20 protein-coding genes are annotated in these 23,384 nt (G+C 30.8%); 6 read left to right on the top strand and 14 right to left on the bottom strand.

The window, feature by feature from the left end:
* The first annotated feature begins 41 nt into the window (after positions 1–41).
* Both L8W69_RS05660 and L8W69_RS05655 read left to right on the top strand, forming a co-directional pair.
* Positions 42–1,394: an MFS transporter gene (locus L8W69_RS05660; protein WP_243705651.1), complete on the top strand. Its 1,353-nt coding sequence runs from the start codon at positions 42–44 to the stop codon at positions 1,392–1,394.
* A complete protein-coding gene (locus tag L8W69_RS05655; RefSeq protein WP_263666640.1) occupies positions 1,394–2,398 on the top strand; it encodes a nucleoside hydrolase in 1,005 nt (334 codons plus the stop codon). Before L8W69_RS05660 ends, L8W69_RS05655 begins: the two co-directional genes overlap by 1 nt.
* Here the strand turns inward: L8W69_RS05655 and L8W69_RS05650 are convergent.
* Positions 2,354–2,797, bottom strand: a complete 444-nt coding sequence (locus tag L8W69_RS05650; protein WP_263666629.1) for a YqaA family protein — start codon at positions 2,795–2,797, stop codon at positions 2,354–2,356. The two genes, L8W69_RS05655 and L8W69_RS05650, sit on opposite strands and share 45 nt — an antisense overlap.
* Positions 2,798–3,072: 275 nt before the next feature.
* Here L8W69_RS05650 and trpB point away from each other — a divergent pair, with 275 nt between their 5' ends.
* Positions 3,073–4,248: a tryptophan synthase subunit beta gene (gene trpB / locus L8W69_RS05645; protein WP_263661469.1), complete on the top strand. Its 1,176-nt coding sequence runs from the start codon at positions 3,073–3,075 to the stop codon at positions 4,246–4,248.
* Positions 4,249–4,266: 18 nt separating this feature from the next.
* On the opposite strand, the gene uvrA is transcribed toward trpB, so the two are convergent.
* Positions 4,267–7,089 (bottom strand): excinuclease ABC subunit UvrA, encoded by a 2,823-nt coding sequence (gene uvrA, locus L8W69_RS05640; RefSeq protein ID WP_220566598.1) that lies wholly within the window; start codon positions 7,087–7,089, stop codon positions 4,267–4,269.
* A 158-nt stretch (positions 7,090–7,247) separates the two neighbouring features.
* On the opposite strand from uvrA, the gene L8W69_RS05635 reads away from it, so the two are divergent.
* From L8W69_RS05635 to kcuS, 3 genes are all read left to right on the top strand, one after another.
* Positions 7,248–7,961: a DUF4198 domain-containing protein gene (locus L8W69_RS05635; RefSeq protein WP_263666628.1), complete on the top strand. Its 714-nt coding sequence runs from the start codon at positions 7,248–7,250 to the stop codon at positions 7,959–7,961.
* Between the two features lie 146 nt (positions 7,962–8,107).
* Entirely contained in the window at positions 8,108–10,213 is a 2,106-nt protein-coding gene (locus L8W69_RS05630; protein ID WP_263666626.1) for a carbon starvation CstA family protein, read from the top strand.
* Positions 10,210–10,401 (top strand): KCU-star family selenoprotein, encoded by a 192-nt coding sequence (gene kcuS, locus L8W69_RS05625; RefSeq protein ID WP_133319555.1) that lies wholly within the window; start codon positions 10,210–10,212, stop codon positions 10,399–10,401. Before L8W69_RS05630 ends, kcuS begins: the two co-directional genes overlap by 4 nt.
* Positions 10,402–10,461: 60 nt before the next feature.
* On the opposite strand, the gene serC is transcribed toward kcuS, so the two are convergent.
* The 12 genes from serC to L8W69_RS05565 form a co-directional block, all read right to left on the bottom strand.
* The gene (serC, locus tag L8W69_RS05620) at positions 10,462–11,538 is read right to left on the bottom strand and encodes a phosphoserine transaminase (RefSeq protein ID WP_263666625.1); all 1,077 of its coding nucleotides are present in this window, start codon (positions 11,536–11,538) and stop codon (positions 10,462–10,464) included.
* Positions 11,539–11,550: 12 nt separating this feature from the next.
* Positions 11,551–12,714, bottom strand: a complete 1,164-nt coding sequence (gene xseA / locus L8W69_RS05615) for an exodeoxyribonuclease VII large subunit (protein WP_263666624.1) — start codon at positions 12,712–12,714, stop codon at positions 11,551–11,553.
* Positions 12,711–13,412, bottom strand: a complete 702-nt coding sequence (gene ubiE / locus L8W69_RS05610) for a bifunctional demethylmenaquinone methyltransferase/2-methoxy-6-polyprenyl-1,4-benzoquinol methylase UbiE (RefSeq protein ID WP_133319552.1) — start codon at positions 13,410–13,412, stop codon at positions 12,711–12,713. The genes xseA and ubiE overlap by 4 nt, the downstream gene beginning before the upstream one ends.
* A 7-nt stretch (positions 13,413–13,419) precedes the next feature.
* A complete protein-coding gene (locus L8W69_RS05605; protein ID WP_263664594.1) occupies positions 13,420–14,604 on the bottom strand; it encodes a hypothetical protein in 1,185 nt (394 codons plus the stop codon).
* A 1-nt stretch (position 14,605) separates the two neighbouring features.
* Positions 14,606–15,019, bottom strand: a complete 414-nt coding sequence (gene perR / locus L8W69_RS05600) for a peroxide-responsive transcriptional repressor PerR (RefSeq protein ID WP_133319550.1) — start codon at positions 15,017–15,019, stop codon at positions 14,606–14,608.
* A gap of 81 nt (positions 15,020–15,100) precedes the next feature.
* On the bottom strand, positions 15,101–16,930 hold the full coding sequence (gene dxs / locus L8W69_RS05595; protein WP_263666623.1) for a 1-deoxy-D-xylulose-5-phosphate synthase: 1,830 nt from the start codon (positions 16,928–16,930) through the stop codon (positions 15,101–15,103).
* Complete coding sequence (gene fliH, locus L8W69_RS05590) at positions 16,927–17,739, bottom strand: flagellar assembly protein FliH (RefSeq protein WP_263666622.1); 813 nt, start codon at positions 17,737–17,739, stop codon at positions 16,927–16,929. The genes dxs and fliH overlap by 4 nt, the downstream gene beginning before the upstream one ends.
* A gap of 4 nt (positions 17,740–17,743) precedes the next feature.
* On the bottom strand, positions 17,744–18,772 hold the full coding sequence (fliG, locus tag L8W69_RS05585; protein ID WP_039619192.1) for a flagellar motor switch protein FliG: 1,029 nt from the start codon (positions 18,770–18,772) through the stop codon (positions 17,744–17,746).
* Positions 18,772–20,457 (bottom strand): flagellar basal-body MS-ring/collar protein FliF, encoded by a 1,686-nt coding sequence (gene fliF / locus L8W69_RS05580; protein ID WP_133319547.1) that lies wholly within the window; start codon positions 20,455–20,457, stop codon positions 18,772–18,774. Before fliF ends, fliG begins: the two co-directional genes overlap by 1 nt.
* Positions 20,458–20,471: 14 nt before the next feature.
* Entirely contained in the window at positions 20,472–21,563 is a 1,092-nt protein-coding gene (gene hisC / locus L8W69_RS05575; RefSeq protein ID WP_263659772.1) for a histidinol-phosphate transaminase, read from the bottom strand.
* Complete coding sequence (gene pheA, locus L8W69_RS05570; protein ID WP_070255253.1) at positions 21,553–22,626, bottom strand: prephenate dehydratase; 1,074 nt, start codon at positions 22,624–22,626, stop codon at positions 21,553–21,555. The genes hisC and pheA overlap by 11 nt, the downstream gene beginning before the upstream one ends.
* Positions 22,623–23,384, bottom strand: coding sequence for an HAD-IIA family hydrolase (locus L8W69_RS05565; protein ID WP_263666621.1), 762 nt, complete (start codon positions 23,382–23,384; stop codon positions 22,623–22,625). Before L8W69_RS05565 ends, pheA begins: the two co-directional genes overlap by 4 nt.

Genomic DNA, 23,384 nt, shown 5'->3' with positions numbered 1-23,384 from the left:
TAGTTACAATTATATTTTAAATTTAAAACAAAGGTTTAATCTTGCAAACAAAATCAATCGCGGATGAAAATTTTCAAACTCCACAAGGAAAAAAGGCATTTAAAAAGGCTGTGTTTTCATGCTGGCTAGGAACTGCCATGGAATATGCAGATTTTGCACTTTATGGCTTAGCTGCAGCTACTGTTTTTTCAGAAGTTTTCTTTCCTGAACAAACTCCTGTTATAGCATTATTGCTTAGTTTTGTTACTTATGGTATAGGTTTTATTGCTAGACCTATTGGAGCTTTATTTTTTGGATATTTAGGAGATAAATACGGAAGAAAAAATGTATTAATGAGCACCATTGCATTAATGGGTATTTCAACTACTTTAATTGGTTTTATACCAAGTTATGCAGTAATTGGAATTTGGGCTCCTATATGTTTGGTTATTTTGCGTTTTATGCAAGGCTTTGGAGCAGGTGCTGAGCTTTCAGGTGGGACTGTCATGCTTGGAGAATATGCTCCTAGCAAACATAGAGGTTTAATCTCTTCTGTTATAGCACTTGGATCAAACAGCGGAACCTTACTTGCAGCTTTCGTGTGGCTTTTAGTTACAAGTATGGATGATGCTAGTTTTAAAGAATGGGGATGGAGAATTCCTTTTATAGGAAGTATTTTTATAGCACTTTTTGCTGTTTATATGCGTTTAAATGTAAAAGAAACTCCTGTTTTTGAAAAACAAAAAGAATTAATGCTAAAAATTCGTCATGAAAATGAAGCACATATGAAAAAAGATGAAAGAACTTTTTGGCAGAAAAGTCGTGCATTTTGGACTATGGTGGGCATAAGAATAGGAGAAAATGGACCATCTTATCTTGCACAAGGCTTTATAGTAGGTTATGTAACTAAAATTTTACTTCTTGATAAATCAGTAGCCACAACTGCTGTTGTTATCGCTTCTTTGGTGGGATTTTTAGTTATACCTTTAGCAGGATATTTAAGTGATAAATTTGGAAGGCGTATTACTTATAGAACCTTTTGCTTGCTTTTAATGCTTTATGCTTTCCCTGCTTTTATGCTACTTGATAGTAAAAATGAAATTATTGTAATTTTAACTATCATCGTAGGTATGTCTTTGGCATCTTTAGGAATTTTTGGCGTACAAGCTGCGTGGGGTGTGGAGCTTTTTGGAGCAAAAAATCGCTATACCAAAATGGCACTAGCAAAAGAATTTGGCTCTATACTTTCAGGAGGAACCGCTCCTATGATAGCTTCAGCTTTGCTTGCTTATTATGGCACTTGGTGGCCAATAGCCTTGTATTTTGTTATCACTGCAGGAATTGGTTTTATCACAACTTTCTTTGCACCAGAAACTAGAGGCAGGGATTTAAATTTAATAGAAGATGCGATATGATACGCCTTATTTTAGATACTGATATAGGCAATGGAATAGCAGGGGCTAATACTGATGATGGTTTAGCCCTTGGACTTATTTTAGCCTCCAAAGAAATCAAACTTGAAATGATTAGCACTTTAAGCGGTAATGTGCAAGCTTTAACCGCTTATAGTGTTGCTAAAGATTTATTAAATAAGCTTAATCTAGATATACCTTTGTATTTAGGTGCTCATGAAGCTTTATGTGAAGATAGTCATTTTTGGAGACAAAGACTAGATAAAGGCGTAGAAGAGTTTAAGCTTACTCATCTTTGGGATCATATAAAACCTATAAAAATCCTAGAAAACATAAACCCAAATGCTTGTATGAAAATGGGTGAGCTTATTATGCAAAACCCAGGTGAAATTTCAATTTGCGCTATAGGACCTTTAACAAATATAGCCATAGCTATGAAACTTTTTAAAGATTTTGATAAAAATGTAAAAGAAATTTTTATCATGGGTGGAAGTTTTGATATGCCTTATCATATCAAAGATACAAATTTTGGCTTTGATCCTGAAGCTGCTAGTATAGTTTTAAACTCAAGAGCTAAAATCACACTTGTTCCTTATAATGCAACAATGCAAACTATGCTCACACATGAAGATTTAAATGCTTTAGAAAATCAAAATCCTCTTTGTGATTTTTTAGTACAGACTTTAAGAGTTTGGATTGATTATGCAAGCAAAACAAGAGGCACAAATGGCACATGGATACACGATGCATTAACTATTGCTTATATGCTTGATCCTAATTTAGCAAATTTTGATGAGTATTTAGTAAATGTCATTTGTGATAGTACTTTTGCTAGAGGAAGCACGATAAGGTGTTTTAAAGATGCAAAAATGCCTATGAAAAATCATGAATTAAAAAACACTATAAAAGTTTTAAAAGATATTGATAATGCTAGACTTTTAAATCTTTTAAAATCAAGACTTTTAAATGGAATTTGCTATGAAAATTACAAAAGCATAACGACTTAATTTACCCAAGGCTATAAAAATACTTGCTTTTAAAAAAGAATACTTGGCAAATCCAAGCCCTAGCGCAAAAAGATCTCCCACTATGGGTAAAAAAGTAAAAAAAGCATACAAAGAGCCAAATTTTTTAAAGTTTGCATTGATTTTTTCTAATTTACGCAAAGAGTCTTTAAAATATTTTTCTAAAATTTGACTCTCTCCAAAATAAGCTAACGCATAAGTACTTAAACTACCCAAAGTATTTCCCAAACTTGCTACAAATAAAACCATATAAGCATTAAAATCTAATTTCACAAAAGCAAGTACAAAAGCTTCACTTGCCATAGGCAAAAGTGTGCTAGAGAGAAAACATACTACAAAAAGCCCTATATAGCTTATATCATTATATAAAAAATCAAACATTGCAAATTTTCTTAGTATTTATTTTATAAACTATCATTTTAAAGAATTTTTAATAATAATTATCTTAGAATGTAAAGTCATTTGGCAATTTTTTAAAAGGAAAAACTATGGAAAGGAAAAAATTTTCTAAACTAAATTTAGAATACTCATTTAACAAAGCTTCTTTTTCTTGGCGTTAAGCCTACTACTACATTTTCAATCATTTTTTATTTTACATTTTTAGTTTTAGTTGATCATTTTTGATTTTATATTGTTAATCATTTTAAGGAAATACTATGAAAAAATATTACGGAAAATTTGGTGGGCAATTTGTGCCAAATGAAGTAAAAATAGCATTAGATGAAGTAGAAAAAGCTTTTTTAAAACTCAAAAAAGATAAAGATTTTAACACAGAATTAAAAGAACTCTTAGCTAATTATGTGGGAAGACCTACGCCTTTATACCATGCTAAAAATTTAAGCAAGCTTTATAATCATGAAATTTATTTAAAAAGAGAAGACTTAACTCACACAGGAGCTCATAAGATCAACAATGCCATAGCTCAAGCCTTAATGGCAAAGAAAATGAATAAGAAAAAAATTATTGCAGAAACCGGAGCAGGACAACATGGGCTTGCAACAGCTACTGCAGCAGCACTTTTGGGACTTGAATGTGAGATATTTATGGGGGCTATTGATGTAAAAAGGCAAGCCTTAAATGTCTATAAAATGGAGCTTTTAGGAGCAAAAGTTCATGCGGTAGAAAGTGGAAGTAAAACTTTAAGTGATGCGGTAGATGAGGCTTTAAAGTTTTGGGTTAAAAATACCAAAGAAGTATTTTATGTAGTAGGAAGTGCAGTGGGGCCTTATCCTTATCCACAAATTGTTACGCATTTTCAAAGTATTATAGGTAAAGAATGCAAAATGCAACTTAGAAAATTAAATAAAAAAGTTGATTACATCATAGCAGCAGCTGGAGGTGGTAGCAATGCTGCTGGAATTTTTCATGCATTTTTAAAAGATGAAAAAGTTAAGCTCATAGGTGTTGAAGCAGCAGGTTTAGGAAAAGATACACCTTATCATGCAGCCACACTTACTAAAGGCGAAGAAGGTATTATCCATGGTATGAAAACTAAAGTTTTACAAGATGATAAAGGCAATATTGCTCATACTTTTAGTATTTCTGCTGGGCTTGATTACCCTGGCATAGGGCCTTTGCACGCATATTTGCAAGAAAGTAAAAGAGCAAGTTATCATGCTATTAGCGATGATGAGTGCATCAATGCTTTAAAATTATTATGCAAAGAAGAAGGTATTATACCCGCTATTGAAAGCTCACATGCATTAGCTTATTTAGAAAAACTTTGTCCGACTTTAAAGAAAAAAAGTGTGATAGTTGTAAATCTTTCAGGAAGAGGAGATAAAGATATGCAAAGTATTTATGAATATAAAAAAGGTGAAATTTATGGTTGAAGAATAACTTCAACCAATTTATTTTTTTATGCTTTTTAGCTCTAAATTTAGATAATACCCTGTATAAGAACCACTTTTTTTATGATTTTTAGCAAGCTCTTCAACGCTACCTTTAGCTATAACCTTACCACCTTTAACTCCACCTTCAGGTCCCATATCGATGATATAATCAGCATTTTTAATCACATCTAAATTATGCTCTATCACAAACACACTATTTCCAAGATCAACTAAATGTTGCAAAACTACAATAAGTTTATTAACATCTTCAAAATGAAGTCCTGTTGTAGGTTCATCTAAAATATAAAGAGTTTTTCCTGTATCGCTTCTGCTTAATTCTTTAGCTAGCTTAATACGCTGAGCCTCCCCGCCACTTAAAGTAGTTGCATTTTGTCCTAAGGTAAGATAATCAAGCCCAACTTTTACCAAAGTATCAAGCTTTTGTTTTATCTTTGGCACAGAAGTAAAAAACTCGCTTGCTTCAATAATACTCATATTTAAAACATCAGCTATGCTTTTACCTTTATATTTAATCTCTAAAGTTGCATCATTATATCTTTTACCATTACAAACATCACAAGTTACCATCACATCAGGCAAAAAGTGCATTTCGATTTTAATCTCACCATCGCCACTACACTTTTCACATCTTCCACCTTTAACATTAAAAGAAAAACGCCCTGCTTTATAACCTCGCATTTTAGCTTCTTTGGTAGCTGCAAAAAGATTACGAATTTCATCCATAGCACCTGTATAAGTAGCGGGATTTGAACGAGGAGTCCTTCCTATAGGACTTTGATCAAGATAAATTACCTTATCAAGTTTTTCCAAACCTTCTATCTTAGCCCCACTTAGTTTTTTAACTTTTTTAGCACGGTTAAGCTCTTCTTTTGCAAATGGAAGCAAAGTTTGCAAGATTAGCGAGCTTTTACCACTTCCTGAAACACCTGTAATTGCTACTAAATTATGCAATGGAAAATCTACACTTAAATTTTGAATATTATTAATACTCACATCTTTTAAACTAATAAAATCTTTTTGTTCTCTGTGTTTTTGATGGGCAATTTGCTTTTTACCACTCATATAAAGGGCAGTTTGGCTTTTACTTTTTAATAATTCTTTATAAGTTCCACTAAATACAACTTCACCACCAAATTTACCAGCATTTGGACCAATATCTACGATAAAATCTGCTTCTTCTATTGTCATTTTATCATGCTCAACCACGATTAAAGTATTACCCTTTTGCTGAAGATTTCTTAAAGTTTTAATGAGTTTTGCTGTATCTCGCTCATGCAAACCAATACTAGGCTCATCTAAAACATACATCACCCCACTTAAACCACTACCAATTTGAGATGCTATACGAATTCTTTGAGCTTCACCTCCACTAATTGTTCTTGCATCACGCCCTAAGGATAAATACCCAAGTCCTACATCATAAAGAAAAAACAATCTTTCATTAATTTCTTTAAAAATAGGCTTAGCTATCAATCTTTCTTGCTCACTCAAATATGCAAAATTAGCTTCTTTTGAAAAAAATGCAGTAGTATTTTCTATGCTCATATCTAAAATTTCACCCAAATTTTTCTCAGCTACTTTTACAGCTAAACTCTCAGCTCTTAAACGATGACCATTGCAATCTTTGCAAGTTTTTTCGCTCATATACTCGCTTAAATCTTTTTCATCTTTTAGCATTTCATAAGCATATTTAACCGCGCCTTCAAATTTGCGATTTAAGCGATGTCTTTTCCATAAAAAGTTAATTTCCTTGGCATTACCATAAAGCACCAGACGCTTTTCTTCTTCACTTAACTCATTATATGGAATTTTTACCCTGATATCATTTTGCTCACAAAAGGCCATTAAAAACTTATAATAATAACTTTTATTAAACCCATATAATAGCTTTACAGCTCCTGCTTCTAAGCTTAATTCTTCATTGATAAGTTTTTTCATATCAAGTGTGTATCTTATACCAAGACCATCACAACTTGGACAAGCACCTTTTGGAGAATTAAAAGAAAAACTCAAAGGCTCAAGCAAAGGAAAGGAAATTTTACAATCAAAACAAGCATTATGCTCACTATAATGAAAATGTTTTGCTATGTTTAATTCTTCATTATTTAAAACTTCAATTTCCACTTCACCAAAGCTCTCACTAAGACCTTTTTCTATATCGCTTGCAAGTCTTGCCAACATATCATCTTGCACTTGGAGTCTATCTATCACAAGCTTTATTGTATGTTTTTTAGTTTTAGCAAGCTCAATATCCTCATCAAGACGCGTTAAAACCCCATCAATTTGCGCTCTAACATAACCTTTTGCGACTAAATTTTCCAAAAGATCTGCAAAAGCTCCCTTCTTTTCTTTGATCAAAGGAGCATAAATGATGATTTTTGCCCCTTTTGGAAGCTTTAAGATTTCACCTACGATATCTGCTGCACTCATAGATGAGATTTTTTGGCCACATTGATGACAATGTTGTGAGCCAATCCTTGCGTATAAAAGTCTTAGATAATCATAAATTTCAGTAATAGTTCCAACGGTTGATCGAGGATTTTTAGAAGTTGTTTTTTGATCAATAGCAATAGCAGGAGTTAAACCTTCTATTTTATCAACATTTGGCTTACCCACTTTATCTAAAAACTGCCTTGCATAAGCACTTAAACTCTCAATATAGCGGCGTTGTCCTTCTGCATAAAGCGTGCCAAAAGCCAAGGTGGATTTACCACTTCCACTAAGTCCTGTAAAAACTATAAGCTTATTTTTAGGAATTTCTAGGTTGATATTTTTAAGATTATTCTCTTTAGCACCAATTATATTAATAGTATCATTCATAACTTTTCCTAAATATTTAAAAATAAATTTATGATTTTAACATAAGAAAAATTAAAATATTTTTCTTTTTTATAAAGGAAAAATTAAAATACATCCTTAAGTTTTATATAAATAAAAATATATATAATGATTATCAAAATTATTTTAAAGGAGAAAAAATGAAATTTTCAAAAATGGTGTTTTTGAGTTTTTTTATAGCAAGTTCTACTTTAGCTCATCAATTCTTTCCTATGCAAACTAGCAATGGATATGAAGTAGGTTTTTGGGCTGATGATCACTGGGGACAATATCAACCTGATAGGGTTTTTGGTATAAGTGCAAAAGATTCTCAAGGAAAAAATTTAAAAGCTGGCTATGACTACGAAAATAACAAAATATTTATTGAGGGAAAACCTGCTGTTGCAAGTGTTAATTATGATTTTGGATATTACACATTTACAAAAGATGGAAAACATTATGCACAAAAAAGATCTGATATTACAGATATTACTGGTGCAAATGAAGTCACTCAAACAAGAAAAATTTTCAAAATGGGAAAAAGTATTTTTTCTTGGGATGAAGGTTCAAAAAAACCATTAGGATTAAAATTTGAAATAGTTCCTTTACAAAATCCTTTAACACTACATGAAGGAGATAAATTAAAACTCCAAGTTTTACTAGATGGAAAACCCGTAAAAGGAGTTGAATTTGAAGATCAAAATGATGATATCGACAACATAGCAACAAATGAAAAAGGTATAGCAACAATCACACTCACAAAACCAAAAGATGGTTTACAAATAATAGCTGCAAACATCAAATTACCATACAATCTAGACAGATATGGCGATACTCTACAATTGACAGCGACACTAAGTTTTAAATCTAAATAATTTCAAATTCTTAGTCAATAAAATTAATTTAATTGACTAAGAAATATGTTACATTTTGTAATATATTAATTTTTTATTTATCCTATATAGCAATAAAATATAATTCTACGATACACTAAATAAATTCACTAAAGCAAAGGAATTAAATGAATATTACTAACAAAATATTATGGTTTTTTGTTGCCATTGTCGGTGCTGTTTGTTTTGGCATATTAGCACTCCAAAATGGCGAAAGTATTTCAGCGATTTATCTTGTTATTGCTGCTTTATGTATTTATATCATAGGGTATAGATTTTATGGTAGATATATTGCCTATAAGGTATTAGAGCTAGATAAAAACAGAGCAACTCCTGCTGTAGTTAAAAATGACGGATGTGATTTTGTCCCTACAAATAAAATTGTGCTTTTTGGACATCATTTTGCCGCTATCGCAGGAGCTGGTCCTTTGGTAGGTCCTATACTTGCTGCACAAATGGGTTATTTACCCTCTATGCTTTGGATATTAATAGGCGGTGTTTTAGCAGGTGCGGTACATGATTTTGTAGTTTTATTTATATCTACGCGTCGTAATGGAAAATCTTTAGGAGAGATGATAAAAGATGAATTAGGACAATTTATCGGCGCAATAGCAATGATTGCTATATTTGGAATTATGCTTATAATTATTGCGATTTTAGCTATGGTTGTTGTAAAAGCTTTAGCAGAATCTCCATGGGGATTATTTACCATCGCAATGACCATTCCTATTGCTGTTTTTATGGGAATTTATATGAGATTTTTAAGACCTGGTAGGGTTGGTGAAGCTTCTATTATAGGTTTTATATTGCTCATATTAGCCATACATTATGGAAGTGAAATAGCTGCTGATCCTTATTGGGTGAAAATATTTACCTTTGATGCACCAACTTTAGCACTTATTATGATGGCTTATGGTTTTATAGCTGCAATTTTACCTGTTTGGTTTTTACTTGCTCCAAGAGATTATTTATCAACTTTTTTAAAAATCGGTGTTATTGTGGTTATGGCTTTAGCTATTGTATTTGTAGCACCTGATCTTCAAATGCCAAAAATTAATTCTCAATATTTAGATGGAAGTGGGCCTGTATTTGCTGGAGCAATTTTTCCATTTTTATTTATTACCATTGCATGCGGAGCTATTAGTGGTTTTCATGCATTAATTTCAAGTGGCACAACTCCTAAAATGCTTGAAAATGAAACTCATGCATTAGCTGTTGGATATGGCTCCATGCTTATGGAAAGTGCTGTGGCTATCATGGCTTTAATTTGTGCTTGTATTTTACACCCTGGTCTTTACTTTGCCATCAATGCGCCTGCTGCTACTATAGGTGTAGATGTTGCAAATGCAGCTGCCACTATTTCTAGCTGGGGTTTTAAAATAACTCCTGAAGAAATCACTACTTTAACTACAAATATAGGCGAACAAAGCATATTATCAAGAACTGGTGGGGCACCAACATTTGCTGTAGGTGTTGCTTTAATTTTACATGAATTATTTGGTGGAGTGAATTTAATGGGCTTTTGGTATCACTTTGCTATTTTATTTGAAGCCTTGTTTATTTTAACTGCAGTTGATGCTGGGACAAGAGCTTGTAGATTTATGGCTCAAGATATATTGGGTAATGTTTATAAACCTTTAGGAAATATCAATAATACCTTAGCAGGAATTTTTGCAACAGCTTTAAGTGTTGGTGGATGGGGGTATTTTCTCTATCAAGGAGCGATAGATCCAAAAGGTGGAATTTACTCATTATGGCCACTTTTTGGAGTGAGTAATCAAATGCTTGCTGGCATGGCATTGCTTTTAGCAAGTGCGATTTTATTTAAAATGGGGAAAGCAAGATATACTTGGATTACTCTCATACCTGCTTGTTTTGTTTTAATCGCAACACTTTATGGAGGTATTCAAAAAATTCTTCCTTACAAAGAAGGAGATCCAATCCATAATGCTATAAGTCATGTTGCTGCTGTACAAATAAATACGCAAAAAATACAAGAATTTAATTTAAAACTTTCTCAAACACAAGATGAAGCAATAATCGAGCAAATCAAAAAAGATATAAAATTAGCATCTCAAGCTAAAAATTCCAATTTAATAAATGCAATTTTATGTGTGTTTTTCATGATTACCACTTTGCTTGTTATACTTTCTTGTTTTGGAATTTTTATCAAAAAATTAAACATTCCTTTAAAAGAAAGCCCTTATATAGCATTAAAAAAGGAAAAAACATGATAAAAAAACTTAAATTATGGTATGAAAAATCCGAAAGGTTTTTTCATCCCTTGGTTGGAGTTGCAAGTTATGATAAATATCTTGAACATATGAGAGAAAAACATCCTAAAGCACCTTGTAAAAGTAGAAAAGAATTTTTCAAAGATTTTCTTGAAAAAAAATACAATAGTGGCTTAGGAAAATGCTGATAAATATTAAAGAGTAAAGTTTTTACTATACAAATGATTTTTGGTGAAAATCACCAAAAATCAAGCATGTTTTTTTGCAAAAGCTTTCATAAATTCACTTAACTTTTGAACCTTTTCAATGCTGATAGAATTATAAATACTAGCACGAATTCCACCTAAAATTTTATGCCCTTTAAGACCTATCATACCATTTTCTTCAGCTTCTTTTACAAAAACTGGCTCTAAGTTTTTATCATAAGCTATATTAAAACTAACATTCATTAATGATCTATCCTCTTTTTTGGCATGACCTTTATAAAAACCATTACTCTCATCAATCACATCGTATAAAATTTTGGCTTTTTGTATATTTTGCTCATTGATTTTGTCTAATCCACCTTGATTTAAAAGCCATTTCATTTCAAGATTGAACATATATATAGCAAAGGTTGCTGGAGTATTAAATAAAGAATTATTTTCAGCATAAACACTATATTTTAACATACTAGGTATATTTTTGTTTTTACTACGCTCTATCATATCTTTACGCACAAAAGCACAAGCAAGCCCTGAAATTCCTGCATTTTTTTGCACCCCACCAAAAAGCATAGCAATATTAGAAAAATCTATCTTTTTAGAGAAAAAATCACTAGAAGCATCAATTATCAAAGGACTTTTAGTCTTTGGATAGCTTTTATATTGAGTTCCATAAATGGTATTATTAGAGCATATATAAGCATAATCTGCATTATCACTAAATTCAAATTGTGGGATATGATCAAACTCACTTTCTTGAGAGCTTGCTACTATTTTTGTATTTACTCCTAAAATTTCAGCTTCTTTAATAGCCTTTTTAGTCCAAACTCCCGTATTAGCAAATTCACAAACTCCACCCATATATAAATTCATAGGTATCATAGCAAATTGCAAACTAGCTCCACCTTGCATTAAAAGCACTTCATAATCATCATTTACACCATAAAGTTCTTTTGCCATTTTAATAGCCTCAAAATGCACTTCTTCAAAAACCTTTCCACGATGAGAAACTTCCATAATAGAAAAGCCTTTACCATGATAATCAAACAAATGCTCCCTAGCTTCTTTTAAAACCTCATCAGGTAGGTTTGAAGGACCTGCACTAAAATTCATCACTCTCATTTTATCTCCTTTTTATAGTATTTGAGCTTCTTTACTCTCATTTATTGAGCAAAGCTTTATAATATCTCCTTTTTTTAGCTTTTCAAGAGAGATATTTTTGCCATCTTTTTGTAAATTTATCAAATTTTTACTTTTATCAAAGAAATTTTTATGCTGAGTTAAAAGTTCCTCAAAATTATCAAGCTTATTTTCATAATTTAATAATTTTAAATTTAAAACACTCTTTAGTTGGCTTTGTAAAAAATCAAGCTTTTGTTTTCTAAGAAAAAAAGCATTTTCTAAAGACTTAGCTTTGGCTAAATTTTGCAAGTGATCGATTTTGTTTTGATAAAACTTAAGATGATTTAACATTTGGTTTTTAAAACGCATAGCAAGCTCATCAAGTCCTTGTTCTAAGCTTAGTTTATTTGGAAAAATCATATCAATAGCTGCACTTGGAGTTGGTGCTCTTAAATCTGCTACAAAATCACTAATAACATAATCAATCTCGTGTCCAATAGCAGAAACAATAGGCGTTTTTAAAGAAAAAATACATCTTGCAAGTTCTTCATCGTTAAAACAAAACAAATCTTCTCTGCTTCCACCACCTCTTGCCAAAATAATCGCATCTAAATTATACTCATTGGCTTTTTTTAAAGCATGTATTAAAGAATTTGGGGCACTTTGTCCTTGGGTAAGGGCATTAAAAATAGTTATTTTGCAAAGATTGTATTCTTTTTGTGAAATTAGCTTTAACATATCTTGCAAAGCAGCTGAAGTAAAAGAAGTAACTATGCCTATTTTTTTAGGAAATTTAATAATGCTTTTTTTAACATTTGTATCAAACAAACCTTCTTTTTCAAGCTTTTCTTTTAGAGCTAAAAATTTAGCTTCTAAATCTCCAAGACTTGTTTTTTGCATACTTTTGGCGATAAATTGATACCTGCCACTTGCTTCATATAAACTTACATAACCTCTAAGTTCAAGCATATCGCCAACTTTAGGTTTAGCTTGGACAAACTGATTAAAACCTTTAAACATCACACAAGCTATACTTGATTTTTCATCTTTTAAGTCAAAATACCAATGTCCTGAACTATGAATGGTAATTTTAGAAATTTCTCCACTAAGCTCTATATCATCAAGATGAAATTCTAATAAACTTTTAGCTTTTAAATTAAGTTCTGAAACTTTCATTTTTTTCTTGCAATAAACATAGAACAAACACCAAAACTAAAGCTTTTATACTCTAGCATTTCAAAATACTCACTCAATTCTTTAATAAATTCTTCTTTGCTTAAAAAATCTTCTATCGAATTTGGTAAATACTCATAAGCACTATAATTTTTACTGATAAATCCACCCACTTTTGGTAAAATATTTTTTAAGTAAAAATCTCTACAAGCAGCTATAAAACCACCCTGCTCTCTTTTAGTAAATTCAAGCACAAGTAAAATCCCATCCTTTTTCAACACTCTTGCAAATTCTTTTATAGCTTCTTTCCTATCTACCACATTGCGTATGCCATAACTTATACTTATGATATTTGCACTTTCACTTTCAAGTGGAAGTTCTTGTGCTTTTGCTTGCACAAAAGTCGCATCAGGAATTTTTTTCTTAGCCACTTCAAGCATGCCCGCACTTGGATCAACCCCTTTTATACTAATGATATTTTTATTTGTCCTTAAGGCTTGATTTTGCCATTCTATAATCATATCGCCTGTACCACAAGCCACATCGATAATATCAAGTTCATTGTTAGAAAATTTAAAAACATCTAAACAAGCTTTTTTTCTCCAACTCACATCACTTCCAAAACTTAAAATTCTATTAGCCTTATCATAAGTTGGTGCTATATCATCAAACATTTTGACTATTTTTTCTTGTTTTTGCATGTTTTTCCTAACTATATATTTTTAATTTTTTAATGCTTTTTTCAATTTGTTTTATTGTATTTTCATCATATGAAATTTGTTCTAAATGATTATGTTCAAAATAATTTTTTAGTTTTTCAATACTTTTTTCTTCAAACATAGTTGCAAAATAGCATAATAAAAATTTTATTCTTTCTAATTCTTCTTCATGATTTGTTTGAGATTTTACAATTTTTTTCTTTAAAAAAACTAATTCTTTTCTTAGTTTAAAAGCCACTAAAGACTTTAAAATTTGATTTTTCTCTCCTTGATAAAAACTACAATCATTCTTTAAAATAAAATCCATATCAAGAAAAATATCATTGATTTTTTCATCACTTAAAATAAAAATATATTTTTCTAATTCAAATTTACAAATTTTATCATTACAAATTTGTTTTTCCAAATTCAAAATATAATCTTGAAGTTTATTTTGAATACTCTTTTCAAAAAGAGTGCTAAAAAGCTCAAAGAAAATGCATATTTGCCTAAGACTTACAAAAAATTGCTCAAAACTTTCAAAATTTAATTTTTGTAAAAAATTCAATCTGTCATTTTTTAATCTTTTTAAAAGTACAAAAAGTAAGATTTTACCCGCTTCAAAACTTTGAATTTGATTTGGAAAATGTAAGCTAATATCTTCTTGCTTATCTAAAATTTTAATACATCTAGCACTATCAAAAATTTTAGAAAAATCTCCATATAATGCTAAATTTTTGCTGTAGAAATTTTCATCATCTGAAATCTCTTTATAGCTTTTAAAAAAGTGAGGTAAATTAAATTGCTTTGCTTTTTCAAAAGTAGGAAAAACAACTTTCAAAATGACCAAATCTTGCAGATTATTTTTAAACTTATAAAGTAAAAATCGAGCACTATTAATCTCAAAACTAATTCTAGTTTTCTTAATAACACTTCCTATAAGTTTTTTACTTTGCTGTTTAAATTCTTTTTTAGAAAGTTTATGATTTTTTTTATCTAAAATATCATGCAGTTTATAAAGCGAAAATCGATAATAATTTTTATTAAATTTTTTATATTTAACATCACAAAAAGGACTTATACGCGTAAAGAAAACGCGTATTTTATCCTTAGAATATATAATTTTTTCTTCTTTTAAAATTTTTATAAAGTCATCATTTTTGAGTAAAAAGCGTCTTTGGACTTCACAAACCATCTTATTTTTTACAAGCTTTACAACCATTCACATAAGCAAATACGCCAAGATAATCAATGATATTGCCAATTTTTTTCTCAAGATCTTCTTGGTATTTATTTATCCCACTATCTTCATAACATACATCTTCTATATGATTGCATTTGCTACAAATTACATGTATATGAGGATATTCATAAATATCATAACAAGTTTTTTGATTTGGAGTGTTGATTTCTACAACCAAACCTTGTTCTTTTAAAGTATTTAAATTTTTATACACTGTAGCTAAAGAAATAGAAGGATATTCTTCCTTAATGCTTTCGTATAAAGATTCTATATTAGGATGTTCATGGCGTTTTAAAATTTTTAAAATACAAAGTCTTTGAGGAGTAGCTTTTAAATCACAATTTTTAAGCAATTGAATAAGTTCCATTATTAATTCTCCGATATTTTTTATATAGTATAACGCTTTTTTTATAAAAAAATGATTATATTAAAGGATATTTTTTATCTTTTAATAAATTTTAATCTTTTTACACAAAGATTCAACATCAATTTCTAGAAATTTTTCTACTTCATTTGTTTTACCATGAGTTATAAATTGATCTTCAAATTCAAAACTTACTAGTTTTATATGATAAAGATTTTCTTTTTGCAAGAAAGTTGCAATCAAGCTTCCCACTCCACCTATCTTAGCACTATCTGAAAAAACAAACCAAGTTTTTGTATCTTTTGCCAATTCTTTTAAAAGCTCTTCATCTAAAGGTTTTGCAAAAATCAAATCTATTAAGCTTGCATAATCTAAACCAAGTTTATCTAAAGCTAGTTTTGCCTTAGCCACACCCTGACCAAAACCTAAAAATACTTTATCGCTTTGCACTTTAGATAAAATTTGAGCTTTTGCAAGTTTTATCTCACATGGATTAAAATTTTCATCTAATAAAAAATTACCTCTAGGATAACGAAAAGCAAAAACACCTTGATGAAAATAAGCATACTCCATAATTTTTTCCATCATAGCCTCATCTCTTGGAGCCGCTAAAGTAATATTTGGTATAGCACTTAAAAAACTAACATCAAAAGCACCTTGATGAGTTTCCCCATCTTCTCCTACTACGCCAGCTCTATCCATAGCAATAACTACATTTAAATTCATAATAGCACAATCATGGATAACTTGATCATAAGCTCTTTGCATAAAAGTGCTATAAATCGCTATAAAAGGCTTAAAACCTTCTTTAGCCATAGCTGCCATAGAAGTAACTGCATGTTGTTCTGCAATTGCTACATCCCAAAAACGCTCAGGATATTTTTCCATTAGCTTATCTATTCCAGTTCCACTTGGCATAGCAGCAGTTACACCTACTATATTTTCATATTTTTGAGCTAAATTTAAAAGTGTATTTGAAAAAATTTCTGTCGCACTTTTTTTGTTCATATTAGCCTTTAAACTCTCTCCGCTACTTCTATCAAAAGCACCTACTCCATGCCATTTAGCATTTTTACCTTCAGCTAATGTATAACCTTTGCCTTTGATAGTTTGCGCATGCACTACACAAGGTTTATTCATAGCTTTAGCTTGATTTAGCGCATTTATAACTTCATTTAAATTATGTCCATCAATAGGTCCTATATATTCAAGTCCTAATTCTTCAAATAAGAGTCCAGGTGTAATAAGTCTTAAACCCTCTTCGAAACGCTTTGCCATATAAGATGCGCCTTGAGGAAAATACTCTAAAAGATTTTCTATGCGTTTTTTAAACTTTTGATAAAACTGCGTTGCCATTGCTTGAGAAAGGTATTTTGAAATAGCTCCAATTGGCCTTGAAATACTCATTTCATTATCATTTAAAATAATCACACAAGGATATTCTCTATCACCAAGCTCGTTTAAAGCTTCATAAGCCATACCTGCACTTAACGCTCCATCACCTATTAATACAACAGGTAAGCGATCTTCTTTTTTTAATCTTATAGCCTTACAAGCTCCAACTGCTAAAGATATAGAAGTGCTTGAATGTCCTGCTATAAAATAATCCCCCTCATCAGGCTTTGTATATCCACTCAAGCCATTAAATTGTCTTAAAGTATGAAAATTATCTATCTTACCACTTAAAAGCTTATGTGGATAAGATTGGTGTGAAACATCAAAAATAAAAGGATCTTTTCGCACATCAAAAACATAATGCATTCCTATACTAAGCTCAACTACACCTAAATTTGAACTTAAATGTCCACCATTTTTACTCACTGTATCTATGATAACTTCACGCAAATTACTAGCTAAATTTTCCAGTTCTTTAATTTGCATATTTTTAATATTTAAGTTATTTAAATCTATCATTCATTAACCATGTTTTTGATTTTTTGCAAACGATTGTTAAGGTTTGACTCTATATTACCCGCATCACTTAATATTAAAATACTTCCCTTATTAATCGCATCATCAAGACTAAATTTAATATTGCTTTGTTCTTGCAAGTGTGCTTTTACATATTCAAAATCATCAGGACTTAACTTTAATTCTATCTTAGTAGCATTTTTAAGTTCACTCATAAGTTCTTTTGCTAAATTTAATGCTATAAGTGATGAATTTTCCTCGAGCTCTTTTGCAATCACTTCTTTTGCAATAATTACAGCTGTATCGGCTAATTCTTTTTCATTTTTAGATAAAAACTCATTTAAATTTTGCACTGTATTTTCAAGCTTTTCTACGCTTTTTAAGTATTTTTCCTTCAAGGCTTCTAATTCACTTTCAAAATTCTTTTGTGCTTGTTCATAACCTTCTTTAGTAAATTTTTCCTTTGCATGTTCTAATTCTGTGTTTAAACGATTGTTAAATTCAGCCTCTTGGCTTTCTATCTGCATTTGCAACTTAATGATATTTCCTGACATTTCATCAGTTTTTTTAAGTAAATCTTCAACAAAATCAGGTTGAATTTGTGGTTGTGGGGCTTGTGGAGTAGCTTCTATTGTTTGATTTTCTACTGCTTGTTGTGTGTTTTGGACAGGAGAGACTTGATTTATAGTTTGAATTTCTTCTTGTTTTTGTTCTTCACTAGAGGGCATTTCACTCATAACTTTAAAATGATAACCCTCAACTACATGAGCAGAAATATTTTCAGGTGAAATTACATTGGTTAATTTTGCCATAATCTTACTCTATCATCTCATCAGCCTCACCCACTTGGATAAGACCTTGTTCTGCAAGTTTTTGCACCACTTCTACAACTTTTCTTTGTGCTTCTTCTACATCTTTAACACGCACAGCACCCAAAAAGCCCATTTCTTCTACAAAAGCTTCAGCAGCGCGCGTAGACATATTGGACATAAATTTTTGTTTTAAATCCTCGCTTGCGCCCTTTAAACCTATCATCAAATCACGCTTGTCAGCAGCTTTTAAAACTTCTCTAATCGCATTAGTACTAAGTTGAGAAATATCATCAAAGGTAAACATTAAATCTTTAATGGTTGTAGCAAGTTTTTCATCACTTTGCTCAATATAAGAAAGTGTTGTTTTAGAGGCTTTTTGACCCAAGCGATTAAGCACTTCAGCAACTGCTCTTGGACCACCCACTTCAACTTTATAAGAAGTAAGACTTTCAAGCTTACTTTCAAGCACAGCAGATACTCTTTTGATAATTGAAGGAGATATATCTCCAAGATTTGCCATTCTTATTACAACTTCAGCTCTTAATTCATCGCTAAAATATTCCAAAGTTTCAGCAGCTTGAGTAGTATCCATATGAGCTAAAATCAAAGCTATAGTTTGCGGGTGTTCTTTAATGATAAAGTCTGCAAGTTGTTGTGGTTTAATTTGTGAAAGATAAGCAAAATTTTGATTATTTTCCATACTTTTGGTAAGTTTTTCCAAAATTTTATTGGCAATTTCAGGACCAAAAGTTCTAAATAAAATTTCTTTTGCATATTCCAAACCACCACTTTTTAAGTATTGATTTGATTGCAGTAAAGTATAAAATTCCTCAAGCACTGCAGTAGCAACTGGCTTATCAACATTTTTTGCTAAAGCAATATAGCGAGAAATTTCAGTGATGACATTAATATCCATATGAGAAAATAAAACTGTCGTTACATCTTCTCCAAGTTGGATTAAAAATATGGCAACCTTTTCTGGCATAGAAAGGTCATCATAGACCATTTTTTGTTCTTCACTAAGCTTTATCATTAGATATCCTTCTCACCAAATTCAGCTTCATTTTCAACAAGTTTTTGTAGCAACAATGCCACCTCTTCGCCTTTTTCATTAGCTACTGCTCTTAATTTTTCAAGTAAAACATCATATTGTAATGCATCCTCATCAAAACTATCTCCAAAACCAAGTTGTTCTTCAACTTTTCTACGAGCAGCATTGAATTTTTCAATAGCATCTTCAGCCTCATCAATAATCTGCCCATCCTTACCTTCCATCTCTTCTTCAAGTCTAATATCTGCAAGCATTTTTTGAGAAAATGGCACAATAACTTTTTTGTAAAAGATAAAAAGCAAAATCGCGGCAAATACATACTTAACAGGTGGAATAAAAGGCTCGACAAATCTTGAATAAAAAGTTTGAACCTTATTTTCAACTTTAGCTGTTCTATGAAATTCCAAATTATTTACTTCAACCGCATCACCTCTAGCAAGATTAAATCCTATGGCACCTTTAGTAAGATTTTCAATCGCTTTAATTTCTTTATCACTCAAAGGAATATATTCATTAGTAATATTTCCCTGATCATCAGTAATTACTTTATACTTTCCATCTACCACAACGGCTGCAGAAATTCTTTTAATGGTTGCAAATTGCTTAGTGGTGTTGGTAATTTTTTTAGAAATTTCATTATTAGTTGTAGTTTGATTTTTAGTATAAACCTCGCGCGCACCTTTATCATCCAAACCTTCCACAGGACCGATGTTTGAAACAGCACCTGGTACACCTTGAATTTCTTTATCTTTATAGCCTTCTCTATGCTCTTCCAAGGTTTGCTCACTACGCACAACGGTATTTGGATCATATACTTCACTTTGTGATTCTTCTTTAGAAAAATCATAATCAATACTAACCTTTGCTACTACCCTATCATAGCCACCTGCAAATGGAGCAATAGAAGCAACAATTTTTTGCTCTAATTCATATTCTTGATCTCTTTTATATTTAATTTGAGCAGCAATTAAATCACTTTCAAAAGCACCCTCATCATCTAAAGGAATACCTTTTTGATCCATGATTTTTACATTTTCTGGAGTAAGTTTTGTTACTGAAGAAGCGATTAGGTTTTTAATCCCCATAATTTGCTTTTTATTAAGCTTTAAACCTTCTTTTATAGTCAAAGCTACTGAAGCAGTTGGTGGAACTTGTTGTTGGGTAAAAAGTGTATCTTTAGCAAAAGCAATATGAACCGTAGCACTATGAATAGGCTCTAAACTTTCAATCGTTCTAGCAAGCTCACCTTCTAATGCTCTTTGGTATTTTACCTTTTGCTCAGCTTCTGTGGCTCCAAATTCTTGTTTATCAAAAAGCTCAAAGCCTACTTTATTATCTTTTGGCAATAATCCTGCAGAAGCAATAGCTAAACGCTGTTTATATACTTGTTCATTAGGAACTAAAATCGTTCCTTCATTACGCAAAATATAAGGAACTCCACTTTTTTCAAGTTGAGTTACTATCATCGCCGAATCACTAGTATTAGCATTTTCAAATAATACTGAATATCCAGCTTCGCTAGCTACTGTAGAGCCACTTCTAAAAAGGGTTAAAAATACTAAAAATCCAACTACAACAACAATAGAAGCAGCAATAATAATACGCTGTCTTAAACTTAAATTTTGATAAAGCTGACCTACTTGGTGCAGTATAGTTTTATAATCCATTTATTTCCTACAAACTAAAAATTTTTAGAAAACTCTTCAAAAAACCTTGAATTTTCATACTCTGTACCTATACTTATACGCACAGCATTTAAACCATAACTTTGTAAATTTCTTATTATTATACCGTTTTTAAGCAGTTTTTCAGATAAATCTGTGCTATTTTTTTCATCAAAAAAATAGGTAATAAAATTTGTATAGCTTGGAATGTATCGAATTTTATAATTTTTAGCAAAATCTTCATAAAGTTTCATTTGTGAAAAATTATTTTCTAAGGTTTTTTGCACAAACTCATCATCATCTAATGCAGCAACAGCAGCTTTTAAACTCAAATTAGTCACATTAAAAGGTGCTCGTAATTTATAAAATGCATTGATAATTTCCTTGCAAGCTATACCATAACCCACTCTCATACCGCCCAAACCATAAAGCTTAGAAAAGGTTCCTAGATATACTGCATTTTGAAATTTATGGATTAATTCTTTAGGATTAATATGCTTTTTGCTATCTTTAAATGAAGCAAATTCATTATAAGCTCCATCAATGGCTACCAAACAATCCTCATCAATTTTCTCTAAAAACTCAAAAACCTCACTTGCGTCTAAACACTCGCCCAAAGGATTATTTGGCAAGCATAAAAAGATTACTTTAATTTCATTTTTATGCTTTTGATATAACTCATATAACTCATTTAAATCATGGGTTAAGCTTGGAGTTTTATAAACCTTAACTCCTAGTTGTTTTGCATAAATTTCATACATAGCAAAACTAACCCCGCATTGCAAATAAGCCTTAGAATGATCAAGTTTTGCATGTACTATATATTCTATAATTTGATCACTCCCACTACCTATGATGAGATTTTCTTTTAAAATATCATATTTTTGTGCTAGAGCTTGTTTTAATTCACTCATAGTATCATCAGGATATAAATGAGCTAAATGTGCATTATTTATGATGGCTTCTTTAGCTTTTTTACTTGTGCCATAAGGATTTTCATTACTTGCTAGTTTAATAACTTCTTTTAAACCATATTCTTTAGCAATTAAATCCATATCCTTGCCACTTTCATAAGTTTTAATAGCTTCTAAAAAAGGATTAAATTTCATTACTTTCTCCTGATAAATATGATCCAAGCCATTTTATATGCTCAGCTTTTTTTAATACTCTTTGGACATTTTCATCATCAATATGTCCTTCAAAATCTATATAAAAACTATGCACAAATTCTCTTGTTTTTATAGGGCGTGATTCAAGTTTTGTTAAATTTATCCCCTCTTTTTTAAACTCATATAATAAATCACTAAGCCCACCTGGTTTGTGTGCAGCAAGTGCTAAAATAGAAGTTTTACAATGAGGCATTTGAGGTATTTTTATATCACTTAAAATCAAAAACCTAGTACGGTTTGCCAAATTATCCTCAATCGTTTCAAATAATATAGGTACATTATAAAGTTTTGCTGCAATTTTAGAGCAAATCGCAGCTGAAGTAACATCTTGCGAAGCTAAATAAGCCGCATGAGCTGTGGATTTACTTGCTACAAATTCTACTTCACTTAAATCATGACTTTCTAAAAAATTTCTACATTGATTATAGCCTTGTGGATGAGAATATATGCGTTTAATATCTTTTAAATTTTCACTCATACTTACAAAAGAATGATGAATGTCCATATAAATTTCAGCAAAAATCTTTACATCTTCATATTTTCCAAGACAATCAAGCGTCACACCCACTGCACCTGCTGTATTATTTTCTATAGGTACTACTCCATATTTTGCTTCTTTGTGAGCTAATTCTTTAAAAACATCTTCTATATTTGCAAGTGGAGTATAACGACTCATAGCACCAAAACGCGTTCTTGCTACTTGATGCGTATAACTTCCCTCAGGCCCTAAATAAGCTATGCTTTGAGGCATTTCTAAATTTCTTGATACGGCAAAAATTTCTTGATAAATTGCTTCTATTGCATTTTGATCTAATAAACCATGATTATAATTTTTAAGTCTATTTATAATAGCTCTTTCGCGCTCAGGTCTATAAATACTCCCACCTAAATTTTGCTTAATAACTCCTATATCTTTAACATGAAGCATTCTTTCATTAAGTAAAGCCAAAATTTTATCATCGATAGTATCGATTTTATTGCGTAATTTTTCTATCTCTTTCATTTAAACCTCGATATGTAGTAATCCTTAATACTATCATATACAAAATTAAGTTTAGTTGTATCAAGACCTTGAGTGTTAGAAATTTTACCGCTTAAAACTAAGGCTGTTTGCATGCCAAGCTCATAAGCACCAAGCAAATCACCTTTAAAATCATCACTAATAATCAAAGTCTTTTCAAAACTCACATTACAATCTTGCTGTTTTAATAAATTTAAAGCACTTTCATAAAAAGCCTTGCTAGGTTTTCCTATCACTTTATAATCAAACTCGCATGCATTTTTAAGCATAGACATGATGCTTCCAACGCCTGGATAAAGCCTTGAGTTTTTCTTATAAATACTACCCTCATGCATTGCTATAGCTTGCACGCCATCTTTAATATACTCTATCATATTAGCAAAATCTTGAAATTTAAAATCATCATAACTTGCTAGTAAAAATGCTTTTGGATTTTTATAATCAAGCTCATAACCTAACTCTTGAAGTGAATCTAAAAATTCTTTTGCCCCAAAAGCTGCTATTTTACAAGGTTTTAAATAATCTTTTAAAACACAAAAAGGATCAATATAAACCTTTTCATTAATTTCAAAACCCAAATTTTGCAAATAATTTAAAAAATCTAATTTTTTGGTATTATTAGTAATAATTACATAAGGAATTTTTTCTTTATTTAAAGATTTAATGAGTTCTAAAGCACCATTTATAGGACTTTTATCATGATCTGAAATCAAAGTTCCTTGCACATCTAAAAACAACAT

Origin of the sequence: Campylobacter sp. CNRCH_2016_3089 (assembly GCF_025772505.1) — a bacterium.
Taxonomy (GTDB): Bacteria; Campylobacterota; Campylobacteria; order Campylobacterales; family Campylobacteraceae; genus Campylobacter_D; species Campylobacter_D lari_D.
Note: the sequence above shows the minus strand (reverse complement) of the source record. Positions and strands in the feature narration are given on the sequence as shown.

Bases quoted from the DNA above. Each gene is read 5' to 3' on its own strand.
- L8W69_RS05565 (WP_263666621.1), bottom strand. From the start codon at position 23,384: ATGTTGTTTTTAGATGTGCAAGGAACTTTGATTTCAGATCATGATAAA.
- kcuS (WP_133319555.1), top strand. From the start codon at position 10,210: ATGATAAAAAAACTTAAATTATGGTATGAAAAATCCGAAAGGTTTTTT.
- xseA (WP_263666624.1), bottom strand. From the start codon at position 12,714: ATGAAAGTTTCAGAACTTAATTTAAAAGCTAAAAGTTTATTAGAATTT.
- serC (WP_263666625.1), bottom strand. From the start codon at position 11,538: ATGAGAGTGATGAATTTTAGTGCAGGTCCTTCAAACCTACCTGATGAG.
- uvrA (WP_220566598.1), bottom strand. From the start codon at position 7,089: ATGAATGATACTATTAATATAATTGGTGCTAAAGAGAATAATCTTAAA.
- perR (WP_133319550.1), bottom strand. From the start codon at position 15,019: ATGGAACTTATTCAATTGCTTAAAAATTGTGATTTAAAAGCTACTCCT.
- trpB (WP_263661469.1), top strand. From the start codon at position 3,073: ATGAAAAAATATTACGGAAAATTTGGTGGGCAATTTGTGCCAAATGAA.
- fliG (WP_039619192.1), bottom strand. From the start codon at position 18,772: ATGATAAAGCTTAGTGAAGAACAAAAAATGGTCTATGATGACCTTTCT.
- dxs (WP_263666623.1), bottom strand. From the start codon at position 16,930: ATGATAGATTTAAATAACTTAAATATTAAAAATATGCAAATTAAAGAA.
- pheA (WP_070255253.1), bottom strand. From the start codon at position 22,626: ATGAAAGAGATAGAAAAATTACGCAATAAAATCGATACTATCGATGAT.
- fliF (WP_133319547.1), bottom strand. From the start codon at position 20,457: ATGGATTATAAAACTATACTGCACCAAGTAGGTCAGCTTTATCAAAAT.
- fliH (WP_263666622.1), bottom strand. From the start codon at position 17,739: ATGGCAAAATTAACCAATGTAATTTCACCTGAAAATATTTCTGCTCAT.
- L8W69_RS05635 (WP_263666628.1), top strand. From the start codon at position 7,248: ATGAAATTTTCAAAAATGGTGTTTTTGAGTTTTTTTATAGCAAGTTCT.
- L8W69_RS05650 (WP_263666629.1), bottom strand. From the start codon at position 2,797: ATGTTTGATTTTTTATATAATGATATAAGCTATATAGGGCTTTTTGTA.
- L8W69_RS05630 (WP_263666626.1), top strand. From the start codon at position 8,108: ATGAATATTACTAACAAAATATTATGGTTTTTTGTTGCCATTGTCGGT.
- hisC (WP_263659772.1), bottom strand. From the start codon at position 21,563: ATGAAATTTAATCCTTTTTTAGAAGCTATTAAAACTTATGAAAGTGGC.
- L8W69_RS05605 (WP_263664594.1), bottom strand. From the start codon at position 14,604: ATGGTTTGTGAAGTCCAAAGACGCTTTTTACTCAAAAATGATGACTTT.
- ubiE (WP_133319552.1), bottom strand. From the start codon at position 13,412: ATGCAAAAACAAGAAAAAATAGTCAAAATGTTTGATGATATAGCACCA.